Below are 15,932 nucleotides of genomic sequence, written 5' to 3'. Positions count from 1 at the left end.
AAGGGTCGACGGCCACCAGTGGGGCCGTGCATCCTTCGAGACGCCGCTTCGCGGCTCCTCAGGATGACGGATTACGAGGGCGCCCCTCGGGAAATATTTGACCAAGTGTTACAGCCTTCCGCGGTTGTATTCTTCCCTTCGCAGCCCCATTTGCAGCATCGCCGTTCGGCAGATTTGGATTTCATCAGAACCAAGAAGAGCAACACATGTCCTTTTATGACGCCGTCGTCCCCGCCTATCTGCAGATCCTCAACAGCCTTAGCGGCCTGCTCAGCAAGGCCGAGGCGCATTGCGATGCGAAGAAGATCGCGCCCGAGGTGCTGCTCGGATCGCGGCTCTATCCGGACATGCTGCCGCTGACCAAGCAGGTACAGCTGGTCTGCGATCACGCCGCGAGAGGCTGCGCGCGGCTGACGCATAGCGATGTGCCGTCGACACCCGACACCGAGACCACCTTCGCCGAATTGAAGCAGCGGCTCGCCAACACGATCGACTATGTGAAGTCGTTCAAGCCGGAGCAGTTCGACGGCGGCGATGCCAAGGACGTCACCTTCCCGGTCGGCCCCGGCCGCACCATGACCCTGAAGGGCCAGCAGTTCCTCAACGCGTTTTCGTTCCCGAACTTCTATTTCCACGCCGTCACCGCGCACGGCATCCTGCGCCACAACGGCGTCGAGATCGGCAAGCGCGATTTCCTCGGCGTGAGCTGACGCGATATTCCCCGCGGCGGGATTTTCTCACCTCTCGCCAACGCTACGGCGGACACGTCGCCTCGCACGCACGGCCGTGCTACTGCTCCCTGACAACAACAAGACGTCAGGGAGCGCGCCATGTCGACCACAACCCACGCACCGAAAGCCATCGATCCATCCGCGTCGCTGCATGCCGAAGCGCTGGGACTGGCAAAGAACCACGGCCGCCTCAACGGCCGGCGCATTATCGTGGTCGGCGCGGGACAGCGCACCACCGTGGACGCTGAGCCGCCGATCGGCAACGGCCGCGCGATGAGCGTGCTGTTCGCGCGCGAGGGCGCCTCGGTCGCCTGCCTCGACGTCAACAAGGAAGCCGCCGACGACACCGTCGCGCAGATCAGCAAGGAAGGCGGCAAGGCCTTCACCGATGTGGTCGATGTCTCCGACGTTGCAGCGATCGCGCCTTCGGTCGAGCGCTGCGCGCAAACGCTCGGCGGGCTCGACGGGCTGGCGCTGAATGTCGGCATTTCCTCCGGCCTGTCGCTGCCCAAAATGACGGCAGAAGCCTGGGACCGCGACTATGCGGTCAATGTGCGCAGCCACATGCTGTTCGCGCAGAAGGCGCTCGAGGTGATGGCGTTCGGTGGCGCGATCATCCTGATCTCCTCGATGGCAAGCCAGCGCGCCGGTGGCCGCAACCCGGCCTATGAATCCTCCAAGGCGGCGCAGATCGCGCTGGGACGGGCGATCGCGCGAGCCGGCGAGGACAAGGGCATTCGCTGCAATGTGATCGCGCCCGGCTTCATGGATACGCCGATGGGCCGCGACGCCAGCCGCAGGCGGACGGACCGCGCCGTGACAGTGCCTTTCGGCCGGCAGGGCACCGGCTGGGAGGTCGCCTATACTGCGCTGTTCCTGATTTCGAATGAATCCTCCTATGTGAACGCGCACACCCTGTTCCTCGATGCCGGCCACATGGGCGGGATTGTGCGCAGCTAACCTGCGGTCCGCGAATGCCTCGGCCATTGCGCTTGTCGCCGCAATGCACAACTCTTCTCCATTCGTCACTCCCTGGGACATATCCATGAGCCAACCGACCAAACTCCTTGAACCCTTCAAGCTCGGCGCGCTGACGCTGCCGAACCGCCTGGTGATGGCGCCGCTGACGCGCAACCGCGCGGTGCCGCCTGGCATGGTGCCGAGCCCGCTCGCGGTGGACTATTACGGCCAGCGCGCCTCCGCCGGCCTGCTGATATCCGAGGCGAGCCAGGTCTCGCAGCAGGGCCAGGGCTATCAGGACACGCCCGGCATCTATTCGAAGGAGCAGGTCGCGGCCTGGCGCAAGGTCACCGACCGCGTGCATGAGCGCGGCGGCCGCATCTTCATCCAGATCTGGCATGTCGGCCGCATCTCGCATGTCGCGTTGCAGCCGAACGGCGGTGCGCCGGTGGCGCCGAGCGCGCTCAAGGCCAAGACCAAGACCTTCGTCAATGGCACCTTTGCCGACGTCTCCGAACCGCGCGCGCTCGAGCTGTCGGAAATCCCCGGGATCATCGAGGACTTCAAGCGCGGCACCGCGAATGCGCTGGCTGCCGGCTTCGACGGCGTCGAGATCCACGGCGCCAATGGTTATCTGCTCGACCAGTTCGCGAGGGACAGCACCAACAAGCGCACCGACGCTTACGGCGGCTCTATCGAGAACCGCGCAAAGCTGATGCTTGAGGTTTCCAAGGTGGTCGCCGCCGAGGCCGGCGCCGATCGCACCGGCATCCGCATCTCGCCGGTGACGCCGGCCAATGACGTCTCCGACTCCAATCCGCAGCTGCTGTTCGACTACATTGTCGATCAGCTCAACGCGCTGAAGCTGACCTATATTCACGTCATCGAAGGCGCGACCGGCGGCCCGCGGGACATCGCGCCGTTCGACTACGCCTCGCTGCGCAAGCGCTTCAAGCAGGCTTACGTCGCCAACAACGGCTACGACTTCGCGCTGGCCGAGAAGGTGCTGGAGGCCGGCGCCGCCGACCTGATCGCGTTCGGCAAGCCGTTCATCTCCAACCCCGACCTGGTCGAGCGGCTCAAGGCCGGCGCTCCGCTCAACGAGTGGGACAAGACGACCTTCTATGGCGGCGGCGCCAAGGGCTACACGGACTATCCGACGCTGAAGGCGACCGAGGCGGCGGAGTAGAGTGGACCAAAGACTGTCATGCTTCGCGAAGGCGGGGCATGACAGTATTCCAGAGACGCCAGCGATTGATCGAGACGCCGCGGCGTACTGGATCGCCCGGTCAAGCCGGGCGATGACAATGGAGAAAACAAAAAAGGCCGGGATCGCTCCCGGCCTTTCGTCGTGTTCGGATGGCGTGGGCTGGTACGCCTGCCTTACTTGGCTTCGGCGCGCTTGGGCGGGGTGGCCGGCCACGACTTGATCAGCGCGTCGTAGTCGACGGTTTCGCCCTTCGGCTTCTCGTTCGCGAGCTTGCGCTGCGGAGCGATGGTGCCGTCCTTCTCGGCCTTCTTGAACCAGAACTCGGCGGATTCCTTCTTGTTCAGCTTCGGTCCGCAGGCACCCTGCACACCGGACTTCTCAAGACGTTCCATCACCGAATCCTGGGCCGCGGCGAGCGCGTCCATCGCCTGCTGCGGCGTCTTGGTACCGGACGACGCATCGCCGATGTTCTGCCACCACAGCTGCGCGAGCTTCGGATAGTCGGGCACGTTGTTGCCGGTCGGGGTCCACTGCACGCGCGCGGGCGAGCGGTAGAACTCGATCAGGCCGCCGAGCTTCGGCGCACGCTCGGTGAACGACTTGTCCCAGATATCGGACTCACGGATGAAGGTGAGACCGACATGGCTCTTCTTCAGCGACACCGACTTGGAAACGATGAACTGCAGATAGAGCCAGGCTGCCTTGCGGCGATCCGGCGGGGTCGACTTCAAGAGCGTGGCGGAACCGGCGTCCTGATAACCGAGCTTCATGCCTTCCTTCCAGTACGAGCCGTGCGGCGACGGAGCCATACGCCACTTCGGCGTACCGTCCGCGTTCATCACGGCGATGCCCGGCTTCACCATGTCGGCGGTGAAGGCGGTGTACCAGAAGATCTGCTGGGCGATGTTGCCCTGCGCAGGCACCGGGCCGGCTTCCGAGAACGTCATGCCCTGGGCTTGCGGCGGGGCATACTTCTTCAGCCAGTCGAGATACTTGGTGATCGAGTAGACCGCGGCCGGACCGTTGGTGTCGCCACCACGATCGACCGAGGAGCCGACCGGACGGCAGCCTTCCATCCGGATGCCCCACTCGTCGACCGGCAGGCCGTTCGGGATACCCTTGTCGCCGTTGCCGGCCATCGACAGCCAGGCGTCGGTGAACCGCCAGCCGAGCGAGGGATCCTTCTTGCCATAGTCCATGTGGCCATAGACCTTGACGCCGTTGATCTCCTTGATGTCGTTGGTGAAGAACTCGGCGATGTCTTCATAGGCCGACCAGTTCACGGGCACGCCGAGCTCGTAGCCATACTTGGCCTTGAACTTGGCCTTGTAGTCGGGGTTGGTGAACCAGTCGTAGCGGAACCAATAGAGGTTCGCGAACTGCTGGTCGGGAAGCTGATAGAGCTTGCCGTCCGGCGAGGTCGTGAACGACTTGCCGATGAAGTCGTCGACGTCGAGCATCGGGTCGGTGACGTCCTTGCCCTCACCCTTCATGTAGTCCGAGAGCACGATGGTCTGGCCGTAGCGGAAGTGCGTGCCGATCAGGTCGGAGTCGTTGATCCAGCCGTCATAGACATTCTTGCCGGACTGCATCTGGGTCTGCAGCTTCTCGACCACGTCACCTTCCTGGATGATGTCGTGCTTGAGCTTGATGCCGGTGAGTTCGGAGAACGCCTTGGCCAGCGTCTGCGATTCATATTCGTGCGTCGTGATCGTTTCCGACACGACGTTGATCTCCATGCCCTTGAAGGGTTCGGCGGCCTTGGCGAACCACTCGAGCTCCTTCTTCTGGTCTGCCTTCGACAGCGTCGAGGGCTGGAATTCCGCGATCCACTTCTGGATCACGGCTTCATCGGCCGCACGCGCCGGCGCGGCGACCGCGAGCGAAGCTGCGATCAGCGCGGCGGCGCTGGTCATAGTCAAAAGACTATCCTTTGTCGTTCTCAAATGTGGCATATAGTTTCCTCCGGTTGCAGCGACAAACCAAAACCTCAGGCCCGGGTAGACCCCGGATCTGCTCTTCTTCGCTTTCGTCAGACGGTGCGAAAAATCGCGACGGCTGAAAGAAGCGAAATCAGCGTTGCGAGCCACAGGCTCGAAATCTCCACGCCCTCCCCGATCGGCAGCGTGAAGATCGTATCGGTGCCGACGAGGCCGATCCACAAAAGGTGGATCACCGCCGCCAGCACCAGCGAAATGAACAAACGATCGCCGCGCGTGGTCGGGATGCGCAGCACGCCGACCCGCTCGGCCTCCGGATAGACCGCCGCGAGCCAGGTCATGGCGCCGAGCGTCGAGGCCAACAGCGCGAAGAAGATCGCGGTCGGCAGCGTCCAGGCCATCCATGCGATGGATTCCATGACTCAAATCCCTCCACACGATGCGCTGCGCCCGCTCTCCCATGGGGAGAGGGTTGGGGTGAGGGGGTACGGTCTATCGATCGAGCGAAACCCCTCACCCGGATTTGCCGCTCCGCGCCAAATCCGACCTCTCCCCATGGGAGAGGTGAAGTCCGGCGTTGAGATGCTGCCTGATTGCTTCATCATCATCCTAGACCCGGCCGAGCGCGAAGCCGCGCGCGATGTAGTTGCGGACGAACCAGATCACCAGCGCGCCCGGAATGATGGTGAGCACGCCGGCGGCGGCAAGCAGCCCCCAGTCCATGCCGGCGGCGGAGACCGTGCGCGTCATGATCGCCGCGATCGGCTTGGTCTGCACCGAGGTCAGCGTGCGCGCCAGCAGGAGCTCGACCCAGGAGAACATGAAGCAGAAGAAGGCGGCGACGCCGATGCCGCTCGCGATCAGCGGCACCAGGATCTTGATGAAGAAGCGCGGGAACGAATAGCCGTCGAGGAAGGCGGTCTCGTCGATCTCGCGCGGCACGCCGGAGACGAAGCCTTCGAGGATCCACACCGCCAGCGGCACGTTGAAGATGCAGTGCGCGAGCGCAACCGCCCACGGCGTATCGAACAGGCCTATCGCCGAATACAGGTTGAAGAACGGCAGCGCGTAGACCGCCGCCGGCGCCATGCGGTTCGACAGCAGCCAGAAGAACAAATGCTTGTCGCCGAGGAAGCGGTAGCGCGAGAACGCATAGGCCGCCGGCAATGCCACCGCGATCGAGATGATGGTGTTGAGCACGACATATTCGAGCGAATTGATATAGCCCGAATACCAGCTCTCGTCGGTGAAGATGCGCTTGTAGTGCTGCAGCGTCGGCGTATGCGGCCACAGCGTCATCGTCGAGACGATCTCGGCGTTGGTCTTGAAGCTCATGTTGACGAGCCAGTAGATCGGCAACAGCAGGAAGATCAGGAACAGCGCCATGATGAGGCGGCGGCCGGGGATCGAATGCATCATGCCGCTCCTCCCTTGACCGGACGCTCGGCGCCGGCATTGGTCATCACGGTGTAGAACACCCAGCACACGATCAGGATGATGAGATTGTAGGCCAGCGACAGCGCCGCGGCCTTGCCGAGGTCGAACTGGCCGAGCGCGATCTTGACGAGCTCGATCGAGACGAAGGTGGTGGAGTTGCCCGGGCCGCCGCCGGTGACCACGAACGGCTCGGTGTAGATCATGAAACTATCCATGAAGCGCAGCAGCACCGCGATCAGCAGCACGCGGTTCATCTTCGGCAGCTGGATCGCCTTGAACACCGCCCAGCGCGAGGCGCCGTCGATCTGCGCCGCCTGGTAATAGGCGTCGGGGATCGACTTCAGGCCGGCGTAGCACAGCAGCGCGACGAGGCTGGTCCAGTGCCAGACGTCCATCACGATCACCGTGACCCAGGCGTCGAGGTCATTGGAGACGTAATTGTAGTTGATACCGAGATGGTTCAGCGTATAGCCCAGCAGGCCGATGTCGGGCCGGCCGAAGATCTGCCAGATGGTGCCGACCACGTTCCACGGAATCAGCAGCGGCAGCGCGAGGATGACGAGACAGGCCGCGACGCTCCAGCCCTCGCGCGGCATCGACAGCGCGACGATGATGCCGAGCGGCACCTCGATCGCGAGGATGATCGCCGAGAACAACAAATTGCGACCGAGCGAGGCCAGGAAGCGGCCGCCGAGATCGGTCGAGGGATCGAGCAGCTCCTTGAACCAGCCGACGCCGTTCCAGAAGAACTGGTTGTTGCCGAAGGTGTCCTGCATCGAATAGTTCACGACGGTCATCAGCGGCAGCACCGCCGAGAACGCCACCACCAGGAACACCGGCAGCACCAGGAACCAGGCTTTTTGGTTGATCGTCTTGTCCATCAGGCGACCCCTTCCACCAAATGGCTGTCGGCATAGACGTGGACATGCGCGGGATTGAAGATCAGCCCGGCGGTATCGCCGGAGACCGAGAAGCCCGGCGGCACGCGCGCGGCGAATTTGGTGTTGCCGACGCGAACACGGGCAAACTGGATGCGGCCGAGATCGTCGATCCGCTCGATCGTGGCCGACAGCAGGCCAGGTGCCGGCGCCGCGACGTCGACGAATTCGGGCCGCACGCCGATCTCGATTTTCTTGCCCGCCGGCAGCACACCATAGTTTCGATTCAGGCCGATGACATGGCCGTCGACCCGCGCCTCGTGGCCACTGACCTCGGCGGGCACGATGTTCATGCCGGGTGAGCCGATGAAATAGCCGACGAAGGTATGCGCCGGCTTGTCGAACAATTCGGCCGGCGTGCCGCTCTGCACCACACGGCCGTCATGCATCACGACGACGGTGTCGGCAAAGGTCAGCGCCTCGGTCTGGTCGTGGGTGACGTAGATCATCGTGAGGTCGAGCTCGCGATGCAGCGCCTTCAGCTTCGAGCGCAGCTGCCACTTCAGCTCGGGATCGATCACGGTCAGCGGCTCGTCGAACAGCACCGCGGCGACGTCGGAGCGCACCAGCCCGCGGCCGAGCGAGATCTTCTGCTTGGCGTCGGCGGTGAGCCGGGTCGCCTTGCGGTTCAGGTACGGCGTGAGGTCGAGCAGATCGGCGATCTGCCTGACCCGCGTATCGACCTCGGCCTTGGCGACGCCGCGGTTCTTCAGCGGGAAGGCCAGGTTCTCGCCGACCGTCATGGTGTCGTAGATCACAGGGAACTGGAACACCTGCGCGATGTTGCGCTTCTGCGTCGACAGCGGCGTGATGTCCTGGCCGTCGAACAGGATCTTGCCGCGCGACGGGATCACGATGCCGGAGATCAGGTTGAGCAGCGTGGTCTTGCCGCAGCCGGACGGCCCGAGCAGCGCATAGGCGCCGCCCTGCCGCCAGGTCATCGTCACCGGCTTCAGCGCAAAGGATTCCGGCGGCGCATCATTGCCGCTGTAGGACTGCGCGAGATCGACGAGGTCAATGCGGGCCATCGGGCATCTCCCTCAATTGCTCTTGCTGGCCGACGCGCGTGCCGCAAGCGAATCGCCATACAATTCGCTTGCAAACGCGGTCGCGGGCGACGCGACCAGGCGGTCAGCGGCGTCAAACACAAAGATGTTTTCGGGATCGAGCGCGGCTTCAAGCACCTGCCCGGGTTCATATTCATGCACGCCGTGCAGCACCGCGACCCAGTTCGAATCGTGGACATGAACGTGCACAAAACTCTCCGAGCCGGTGATCTCGGTCACCGTCACGGTGGCGGAGAATTTGTGGCGGCCGGCTGCGGAGCTACCGACCTCGAGCTGGTGCGCACGGAAGCCGATCTTGTAGATGCCGTCGGGCAGCGTGGCGTAAAGGCCGGCCGCGGGCGCCTGCTCGCCGCCGGCATAGATCACCTGGGCGCCCTTCTTCTCGATGCCGATGATGTTGAGCGGCGGATCGGAGAACACCTGGGCGACGCGCAGCGTGTCGGGATGGCGGTAGACCTTCGGCGTCGCGCCGATTTGCAGCACCTCTCCTTCCCACATGCACACGGTGTCGCCGCCGAGCAGCAGCGCTTCCGACGGCTCGGTGGTGGCGTAGACGAAGATCGCGCCGGAGGCCTCGAAGATGCGCGGCAGCTCGGCGCGCAGCTCCTCGCGCAGCTTGTAATCGAGATTGGCCAAGGGCTCGTCGAGCAGCACGAGATCGGCGCCCTTGACCAGCGCGCGGGCAATCGCGGTGCGCTGCTGCTGGCCGCCGGAGAGCTGCAGCGGCGTGCGCTTTAGGAACGGCTCGAGCCGCAGCAGGCCGGCGGCTTCCGCCACCCGCTTCTCGATCTCGGCGCGCGGCTTGCCCTGCACCCGCAGCGGCGAGGCGATGTTCTCGTAAACCGTGAGCGAGGGATAGTTGATGAACTGCTGATAGACCATCGCGACCGAACGCTGGCGCACGTCCGCCCCGGTGACGTCCTTGCCGTCGACCAGCACGCGGCCGGTGGTCGGCTTGTCGAGGCCGGCGAGCAGCCGCATGATCGAGGTCTTGCCCGACAACGTCGGCCCGAGCAACACACTGAGCGTGCCGCGCTCCAGCGTCAGCGACACGTCGCGGATGGTCGCAATGCCATCCACGGTCCGCGTGACATTCTGCAGTGTGACGCTCATGCCCGTCCTCCCGCTTCGCGGAGGGGACGTTCACCGGACACGCGGTTGGCGAGCATCCACTCGTCGAGCGCGGCGATTTCACCCGCCGTCATCCGCAAGCCCAGCTTGGATCGTCGCCAGACGACATCGTCCGCAGTCCGAGCCCATTCGTTTGCCATCAGGTACCTGACTTCGCTCTCCGTCAAGGTGGCGCCGAACGAGCGGCCGAGATCTTCGGCCGATGCTGCATTGCCCAAGACTTTGCTGGCGCGCGTGCCGTAGGCATGCGCGAGACGATTGGCGTGCTGTTGCGTAAGGAACGGGTAGTTGCGAACCAATTCGGCCGATAGCGCCGCGACCGCGGAGACATCCATGTCGCCGCCGGGCAGCGGCGCCTTGCCGGTCCAACCCTCCTGCGCCTTTGTGCCGCGGAGGTAAGGCGACAGCCGCTCCAGCGCCTCCTCGGAGAGACGGCGATAGGTCGTGATCTTGCCGCCATAGATCGACAGTAGCGGCGCACCGCCGGGCGTATCGAGCTCGAACACGTAATCGCGGGTCGCCGCCTTGGCATCGCTGGCGCCGTCGTCATACAGCGGACGCACGCCGGAGTAATTCCAGACCACGTCCTCGGGCTTCACCGGCTTGGCAAGATAGGCGCTGGCGGAGGCGCAGAGATATTCGATCTCCTCCTGCGACGCCTTCACCTTGGCCGGATCGCCGTCATAGTCGCGATCGGTGGTGCCGATCAGCGAGAAATCGTCCTGATAGGGAATGACGAAGATGATGCGGCCGTCGGCGTTCTGGAAGATGTAGGCACGGTCGTGGTCGTAGAGCTTCGGCACCACGATGTGCGAGCCCTGCACCAGCCGCACCTTGGCGCGCGCGTTGACACCGGCGCCCGACGCCAGCACCTGCTCGACCCAGGGACCGCCGGCATTGACCAGCACGCGTGCCTTGATGGTGTTGCGCGCACCGCTGACGCTGTCCTCGACCGTGAGATGCCAGACGCCGTCGACCTGCCTGATCTCGACCGCGCGGGTGCGGGTGCGGATCTCGGCGCCGCGATCGGCGGCATCGCGCGCGGTCAGCGCAACCAGCCGCGCGTCGTCGACGAAGCAGTCGGAATATTCAAAGCCCTTGGTGTAGCGGCCCGGGATCAGCGGCTTGCCGACCACGTCGCGCGTCAGATCGACCGAGCGCGTCGCCGGCAGCAAGTGACGGCCGCCAATGTGGTCGTAAAGGAACAGGCCGAGCCGCAGTAGCCAGGCCGGGCGCAGGCCGGCGTGGTGCGGCAAAACGAAACGCAGCGGACGAATGATATGGGGCGCGATCTGCCAGAGAATCTCGCGCTCGATCAGCGCCTCGCGCACCAAACGAAACTCGTAATATTCGAGATAGCGCAGACCGCCATGCACGAGCTTGGTCGACCAGGACGACGTCCCGCTGGCCAAGTCATTCATTTCACAGAGGAAAACAGAGTTACCCCGGCCCGCCGCATCGCGCGCGATGCCGCAGCCATTAACGCCGCCTCCAATGATGGCGAGGTCGTAAATCTGGTCCAAAGAACGCTTCCCCCGGCAACCGTTTTCGCTTTGACGGTTTTACTTTCGGATTGGAGTAGATCACAACCAAAAACGAAAGCAAAGTGAAAACAGGGAACTTTGGCTGTGGATTTTTTGGGCGAGGTGATCGCGGCTGGGGCAGCGAGTCCACAAACCTCTCGCCGTTACCCCATGCGACGACAGCACCCCGTCACCCTGAGGTGCGAGCGGAGCGAGCCTCGAAGGGTGCACGGCCCCGCTGGTGGCCGTCGACCCTTCGAGACGCGCTACGCGCTCCTCAGGGTGACGGGATTAAAATAGAAGGCGCGGCTAATTCGCCTACGCGGAGAGGACGGCCTCGGCTTACGCGCTGCGCAGCGTCGCCGGTGCGGGCTCAGCATTGTCGTCGAGATCGCTCTGCGGCTTGTCCATCGCGACGACGACTTCGATGCCGCGGCTGTGGCAGATGTTGGCGAGGCCCGCGGGGAGCGGCGAGTCGGTCACGAAGGTCTGGATCTGGCTCATATGCGCGATGCGCACCGGCGCGCTGCGGCGAAGCTTGGTCGAATCCGAGACCAGCATGACGTTGCGCGCGTTGGCGATGATCGCCTGCGCGACCTGCACCTCGCGATAATCGAAGTCGAGCAGCGCGCCCTCCTCGTCGATCGCGGATGCGCCGATGATGGCGTAATCGACCTTGAACTGGCCGATCAGCTGCGTCGCGGTGGAGCCGACCACCGCGCCGTCGGCGCGGCGCACCGTGCCGCCGGCGACCACCACCTCGATGCGCGGATGGCGGTACAGCAGCATCGCGACGTTGAGGTTGTTGGTGATGACCAGGAGGTCCTCATGCGAGGTCAGCGCGCTCGCGACCTCCTCCGTCGTGGTGCCGATATTGATGAACAACGAGCAGCCGTTCGGAATCCGCGCGGCCGCGGCGGCGCCGATCGCCTTCTTCTCCTCGGCGGCGACGAAGCGGCGCGCCTCATAGGCGAGGTTCTCGACGCCGGAGGCGATGATCGCGCCGCCATGGATGCGGGTCAGCGAGCGCTGGTCGCAGAGGTCGTTGAGATCCTTGCGGATGGTCTGCGCCGACACCTCGAATCGCCTGGCGAGATCCTCGACCATGACCCGGCCGAATGCGCGCGCGATGTTGAGGATTTCAGTCTGGCGATGGGAGAGTCCGGCCACGGCGGCCCCCTTGAAACGGCGAGTCTCCCATGTTGCGACCGTTCGGCACCGAGGTCAACGAGCAAGCATCAGTGGGGTTAAGAACTGCGTTGCAGCAATGTCGAGGCGGTGGGTGCCTGCGCGATTCCTCACCACGCAGCCCCTACCAAGACATGGCCAATGCAACCCGGCGGATCAATTCGGGATCGTCGAACGCCGCCGCGCTCGCGACCGCGCCGGCCGCGAGCAGATCGGCATGACTGAGCCCGGTTCGCATCCCGATCGTCGCGATGCCTGCGGCCGTCGCGGACTGCACGCCGGACCGCGAATCCTCGAACGCCAGCGAGGCCGATGCCGACGCGCCTGCGAGGCGCAGTCCTTCGAGATAGGGCAATGGATGCGGCTTGCCGTGTGCCAATTCGTCACCGATCACGACAGCCTTGAAGCGATGCGCGATGCCCAGTCCCGAGAGCAGCAGCTCAGCATTCGGGCGCGGCGCATTGGTCACCGCTACCATGGGCACGCCGGCGTGATCAGCCCGGTCGAGCAGCGTCATCAATCCCGGCACCGGCACGATCTGGCCGCTGACCAGTTCGCGGAATGTCCGCTCCTTCTCGCCAAGGATGATTGCGCGGCGATCCGGCGGCTCATGTGCGAGGAAGCGATCGCCGATCGAGGCGTTGGAGAAGCCCTGCAGCTCCTTGCCGAAGCGCGCGTGATCGAACACATGCCCGTGAGGACCGAGCACGCGGTTGAACGCTGCCAGATGGAGCGGATCGGTATCGGCGAGCGTGCCGTCGATATCGAACAGCAGCGCCTTGCCTTGTGTCTGCGACGCTCTGCCATGTGCCTGCGACATCCGAGAGATGTTTCCGTGAGCCCGGATGCATCAATACAGGTAATTGCGGCACGCGCAAATGACGCGCCAAGGTCAGTTACGACGCCATCAGCACGGGCTGACCGCTGAGGAGCCGGCGCGCCGCGCGCTCAGCCTCGCGGGCGTTGCGGAAGATCTGGCCTTCCAAGCGCTGGAAAAGTTGCGACGCAGCAAAGAACTGATAACCACGCCTATCGCGCACCACGATACCCGCTGTCTGAGAACTCACTTCGATCACGTAACTGTCGGACATTGTCGGCCTCGATTTGACTCGGGCCGACAACGGAGTGACTGGCTGTTTGTTCCTCGGGTATTTTTGCGAGGCGAAGCGCCGCAGCTCCGGTCCTTTGCAATCAAACCACGCTCCGGACTCAGTTTCGTCGCGTTTGCTCTCGCGCCGAATCAGCGACACAGGCGCGCGTAGAGTTCAGGTCTCGATCGTCGCGCCGTCGCGCTGGATCGGTTGCGGATGGCCCTGCTCGTCGATCGAGACGTAGGTGAAATTGCCGTCGGTCACGAGGATCGACTGCTGCTCGCGGCGGCGCAGCACCCAGGCTTCGAGATGCACCGTGATCGAGGTGCGGCCGACGCGCACGAGGTTGGCGTGCACCGAGACGAGATCGCCGACATAGACCGCCTTGCGGAAATTCATCGCCTCGATCGCAACCGTCACGGTGCGCGACTTCGCCAGCTTGGAGGCGAACACGCCGCCGCCGACGTCCATCTGGCTGAGCAGCCAGCCGCCGAAGATATCGCCATTGGCGTTGGTGTCGGCCGGCATCGCCAGCGTGCGGATGCAGAGATCGCCCTGCGGCTCGTTGCCGTTGATCGGCGGCGCGTGGGCGTGAGTTTCGGGCGCTTGGGTCTCGGTCACTTGAAGGCCTCCCAGCCGGTATCCGGTGCAAACCGTCCGCCAAACTTACGCATCAGCGCCTGCATCGTCGACACCACATTGTCGACGCCGCGACTGCGCGCATAATTGAGCGGGCCGCCGCGGAACGGCGCATAGCCGGTGCCGAAGATCATCGCGCCGTCGACCATGTCGGCATTGTCGACAATGCCCTCGCGCAAGGCGGCGACGCAGACGTTCGAGATCGGCAGCACCAGGCGATCGATCATCTCGTCCGTCACCTTCGGACCGGTCTCCGGCAACGGCGCCTTCTCCGCCTTGCCGTCCTTCCAGGTGTAAAAACCCTTGCCGGTCTTGCGGCCGAGCTCGCCCTTGGCGACTTTTTCGCGCAGCCACGCGGGCGTCGGCGGCAGCGTATCGCCGAACTTCGAGCGCAGCATGTCGCCGACATCGAGGCAGATATCGAGGCCGACCTGGTCGGCGAGCTCGATCGGGCCCATCGGCATGCCGAACTCGACGGCCGCCGCATCGATCAGGCGCTGGTCGGTCTTCTCGTCCAGCATCATCATCGCTTCCAGCATGTATGGCGTCAGCGCGCGATTGACGAGGAAGCCCGGCGAACTCTTCACCGGCAGCGGCAGGCGGTCGATGGCGCCGACGAAGGCCAGCGCCTCCTTGAGCATGGCGGCATCGGTGCCGTCATGGCTGACGACCTCGACGAGTTGCAGCCGCGACACCGGATTGAAGAAGTGCAGGCCGAGCAGCCGCTCCGGCCGCGCCAGGGTGGTGCGCAGGTCCTGCAGCGGGATGCTCGACGTGTTGGTGGCGAGGATCGTGCCCGGCTTCATCTTCGGTTCGAGCAAGGCGTAGACCTTCTGCTTCAACTCGAGCTTTTCCGGCACCGCCTCGATGATCACATCGGCGTTACGGACGCCTTCGCCGTCCATGTCGGGGATCAGCCGGTCGAGCGCGTCGCGCTGGTCGATCTTCCTGCGCGTGATCTTGCCGAACAGCTCCGACGCGCGCTTCATCGCGCCCGCGATCGGTTCGGCCTTCATGTCGGCGAGCGTGACGCGCATGTCCTGGTTGGCGCACCAGGCCGCGATATCGCCGCCCATCGCGCCGGCGCCGATGACATGGACGTGCGCAACCTTGTTGCCGCCGCCCGCCGCCTTCTTCATCTGCTCGCGCAGGAAGAAGACGCGGATCAGATTCTGCGCGGTCGGCGTCACCATCAGATTGGCGAACGAGGCCTTCTCCGCATTCAGCATCGCCGCGCGGTTGCCGGCGTGCTTCTCCCAGAGATCGATCAGCGCTGAGGGCGCCGGATAGTGCTTGCGCGGCGCGGCCTTCTCGGCCTCGCTGCGCATTCGCGAGGCCAGGAAGCCCCTGACCGGACCGAAATTGAGGATGGTATTGAGCGCGCCCGGCTTGGCGCGCTTCAGCCGGCCGAACACCGCGTCCTTCACCGCGTTGCGGACATGGCGCTCCTGGGTGACGGCATCGACCAGACCGAGCGACTTGGCGCGGCGCGCGTCGATCGTCTTGCCGGTCAACATCAAGGTCATCGCCTGCATCGGATTGACCAGCTCGGTGAAGCGCACCGTGCCGCCGAGGCCGGGATGCAGCCCGAGCATCACCTCGGGGAAGCCGAACCGCGCATCATCGATCGCGATCCGCATCTGGCAGGCCAGCGCGACCTCGAGGCCGCCGCCGAGGCAGAAGCCGTGGATGACGGCGACCGACGGCACGCGCAGCGCCTCTAGCCGGTCGATCACGGCATGCGCCCGGCCGATCTCGGTCTCGACCGCGCGCGGGTCGCTGGCGCCGCGAAACTCGTTGACGTCGGCGCCGGCGATGAAGCCGCTCTTTTTCGCCGAGCGCACCACGAGGCCGGCCGGCCGCTGGCTCTCCAGCGCCGCAACGATGGCATCGAGCTCCTCGAGCAGATCGGCGGACAATGTGTTGGCGCTGGCGCCGGCGCGATCGAACAGCAGCCAGGCGATGCCGTCCTCGTCACGCGTCAGCTTGAAGTTCCTGTACGGGCTGTCGGCGGCCGGCGCCGGCCCGAGTTCGAGCACGCGGTCGGCGAGAACGTCCATGATCCGTGAATCCATGA

15 protein-coding genes are annotated in these 15,932 nt (G+C 64.6%); 3 read left to right on the top strand and 12 right to left on the bottom strand.

Translation table 11 applies throughout. The features are described 5' to 3' along the window. Positions 1-206: 206 nt before the first annotated feature. The 3 genes from V5279_RS10905 (at position 207) to V5279_RS10895 (ending at position 2,880) form a co-directional block, all read left to right on the top strand. Positions 207-710 (top strand): DUF1993 domain-containing protein, encoded by a 504-nt coding sequence (locus V5279_RS10905; RefSeq protein WP_338697193.1) that lies wholly within the window; start codon positions 207-209, stop codon positions 708-710. Between the two features lie 120 nt (positions 711-830). After that, complete coding sequence (locus tag V5279_RS10900; RefSeq protein WP_338697191.1) at positions 831-1,691, top strand: SDR family NAD(P)-dependent oxidoreductase; 861 nt, start codon at positions 831-833, stop codon at positions 1,689-1,691. An 85-nt stretch (positions 1,692-1,776) separates the two neighbouring features. Further along, positions 1,777-2,880, top strand: coding sequence for an alkene reductase (locus V5279_RS10895; RefSeq protein ID WP_338697189.1), 1,104 nt, complete (start codon positions 1,777-1,779; stop codon positions 2,878-2,880). Positions 2,881-3,074: 194 nt separating this feature from the next. Here the strand turns inward: V5279_RS10895 and V5279_RS10890 are convergent, their stop codons facing one another. The 12 genes from V5279_RS10890 to V5279_RS10835 all read right to left on the bottom strand — a co-directional run bounded on the left by V5279_RS10890 (position 3,075) and on the right by V5279_RS10835 (position 15,930). Further along, complete coding sequence (locus tag V5279_RS10890; protein WP_166307367.1) at positions 3,075-4,817, bottom strand: ABC transporter substrate-binding protein; 1,743 nt, start codon at positions 4,815-4,817, stop codon at positions 3,075-3,077. 116 nt (positions 4,818-4,933) lie between these two features. Continuing rightward, the gene (locus tag V5279_RS10885; protein WP_029082995.1) at positions 4,934-5,260 is read right to left on the bottom strand and encodes a DUF2160 domain-containing protein; all 327 of its coding nucleotides are present in this window, start codon (positions 5,258-5,260) and stop codon (positions 4,934-4,936) included. Positions 5,261-5,450: 190 nt separating this feature from the next. Continuing rightward, a complete protein-coding gene (locus V5279_RS10880) occupies positions 5,451-6,257 on the bottom strand; it encodes a carbohydrate ABC transporter permease (protein ID WP_029082996.1) in 807 nt (268 codons plus the stop codon). Further along, on the bottom strand, positions 6,257-7,159 hold the full coding sequence (locus V5279_RS10875) for a carbohydrate ABC transporter permease (protein WP_029082997.1): 903 nt from the start codon (positions 7,157-7,159) through the stop codon (positions 6,257-6,259). Before V5279_RS10875 ends, V5279_RS10880 begins: the two co-directional genes overlap by 1 nt. Then, a complete protein-coding gene (locus tag V5279_RS10870; protein ID WP_338697186.1) occupies positions 7,159-8,244 on the bottom strand; it encodes an ABC transporter ATP-binding protein in 1,086 nt (361 codons plus the stop codon). The genes V5279_RS10875 and V5279_RS10870 overlap by 1 nt, the downstream gene beginning before the upstream one ends. A 12-nt stretch (positions 8,245-8,256) precedes the next feature. After that, entirely contained in the window at positions 8,257-9,396 is a 1,140-nt protein-coding gene (locus tag V5279_RS10865) for an ABC transporter ATP-binding protein (RefSeq protein WP_338697184.1), read from the bottom strand. Beyond that, positions 9,393-10,937: a glycerol-3-phosphate dehydrogenase gene (gene glpD / locus V5279_RS10860; RefSeq protein WP_338697182.1), complete on the bottom strand. Its 1,545-nt coding sequence runs from the start codon at positions 10,935-10,937 to the stop codon at positions 9,393-9,395. Before glpD ends, V5279_RS10865 begins: the two co-directional genes overlap by 4 nt. A gap of 342 nt (positions 10,938-11,279) precedes the next feature. Then, on the bottom strand, positions 11,280-12,107 hold the full coding sequence (locus V5279_RS10855) for a DeoR/GlpR family DNA-binding transcription regulator (protein ID WP_166214359.1): 828 nt from the start codon (positions 12,105-12,107) through the stop codon (positions 11,280-11,282). 142 nt (positions 12,108-12,249) lie between these two features. Continuing rightward, positions 12,250-12,945, bottom strand: a complete 696-nt coding sequence (locus tag V5279_RS10850; RefSeq protein WP_338697178.1) for an HAD-IA family hydrolase — start codon at positions 12,943-12,945, stop codon at positions 12,250-12,252. A 76-nt stretch (positions 12,946-13,021) separates the two neighbouring features. Continuing rightward, the gene (locus V5279_RS10845; RefSeq protein WP_338697176.1) at positions 13,022-13,216 is read right to left on the bottom strand and encodes a hypothetical protein; all 195 of its coding nucleotides are present in this window, start codon (positions 13,214-13,216) and stop codon (positions 13,022-13,024) included. Between the two features lie 174 nt (positions 13,217-13,390). Further along, the gene (locus V5279_RS10840) at positions 13,391-13,744 is read right to left on the bottom strand and encodes an acyl-CoA thioesterase (protein WP_051346527.1); all 354 of its coding nucleotides are present in this window, start codon (positions 13,742-13,744) and stop codon (positions 13,391-13,393) included. 89 nt (positions 13,745-13,833) lie between these two features. Further along, positions 13,834-15,930, bottom strand: a complete 2,097-nt coding sequence (locus V5279_RS10835) for a 3-hydroxyacyl-CoA dehydrogenase NAD-binding domain-containing protein (RefSeq protein WP_338697174.1) — start codon at positions 15,928-15,930, stop codon at positions 13,834-13,836. Positions 15,931-15,932 lie beyond the last annotated feature (2 nt).

Source organism: Bradyrhizobium sp. 26S5 (genome assembly GCF_036923295.1).
Lineage (GTDB): Bacteria > Pseudomonadota > Alphaproteobacteria > Rhizobiales > Xanthobacteraceae > Bradyrhizobium > Bradyrhizobium septentrionale.
Note: the sequence above shows the minus strand (reverse complement) of the source record. Positions and strands in the feature narration are given on the sequence as shown.

Bases quoted from the DNA above. Each gene is read 5' to 3' on its own strand.
- V5279_RS10905 (WP_338697193.1), top strand. From the start codon at position 207: ATGTCCTTTTATGACGCCGTCGTCCCCGCCTATCTGCAGATCCTCAAC.
- V5279_RS10900 (WP_338697191.1), top strand. From the start codon at position 831: ATGTCGACCACAACCCACGCACCGAAAGCCATCGATCCATCCGCGTCG.
- V5279_RS10895 (WP_338697189.1), top strand. From the start codon at position 1,777: ATGAGCCAACCGACCAAACTCCTTGAACCCTTCAAGCTCGGCGCGCTG.
- V5279_RS10890 (WP_166307367.1), bottom strand. From the start codon at position 4,817: ATGACCAGCGCCGCCGCGCTGATCGCAGCTTCGCTCGCGGTCGCCGCG.
- V5279_RS10885 (WP_029082995.1), bottom strand. From the start codon at position 5,260: ATGGAATCCATCGCATGGATGGCCTGGACGCTGCCGACCGCGATCTTC.
- V5279_RS10880 (WP_029082996.1), bottom strand. From the start codon at position 6,257: ATGCATTCGATCCCCGGCCGCCGCCTCATCATGGCGCTGTTCCTGATC.
- V5279_RS10875 (WP_029082997.1), bottom strand. From the start codon at position 7,159: ATGGACAAGACGATCAACCAAAAAGCCTGGTTCCTGGTGCTGCCGGTG.
- V5279_RS10870 (WP_338697186.1), bottom strand. From the start codon at position 8,244: ATGGCCCGCATTGACCTCGTCGATCTCGCGCAGTCCTACAGCGGCAAT.
- V5279_RS10865 (WP_338697184.1), bottom strand. From the start codon at position 9,396: ATGAGCGTCACACTGCAGAATGTCACGCGGACCGTGGATGGCATTGCG.
- V5279_RS10850 (WP_338697178.1), bottom strand. From the start codon at position 12,945: ATGTCGCAGGCACATGGCAGAGCGTCGCAGACACAAGGCAAGGCGCTG.
- V5279_RS10845 (WP_338697176.1), bottom strand. From the start codon at position 13,216: ATGTCCGACAGTTACGTGATCGAAGTGAGTTCTCAGACAGCGGGTATC.
- V5279_RS10840 (WP_051346527.1), bottom strand. From the start codon at position 13,744: ATGCCGGCCGACACCAACGCCAATGGCGATATCTTCGGCGGCTGGCTG.
- V5279_RS10835 (WP_338697174.1), bottom strand. From the start codon at position 15,930: ATGGATTCACGGATCATGGACGTTCTCGCCGACCGCGTGCTCGAACTC.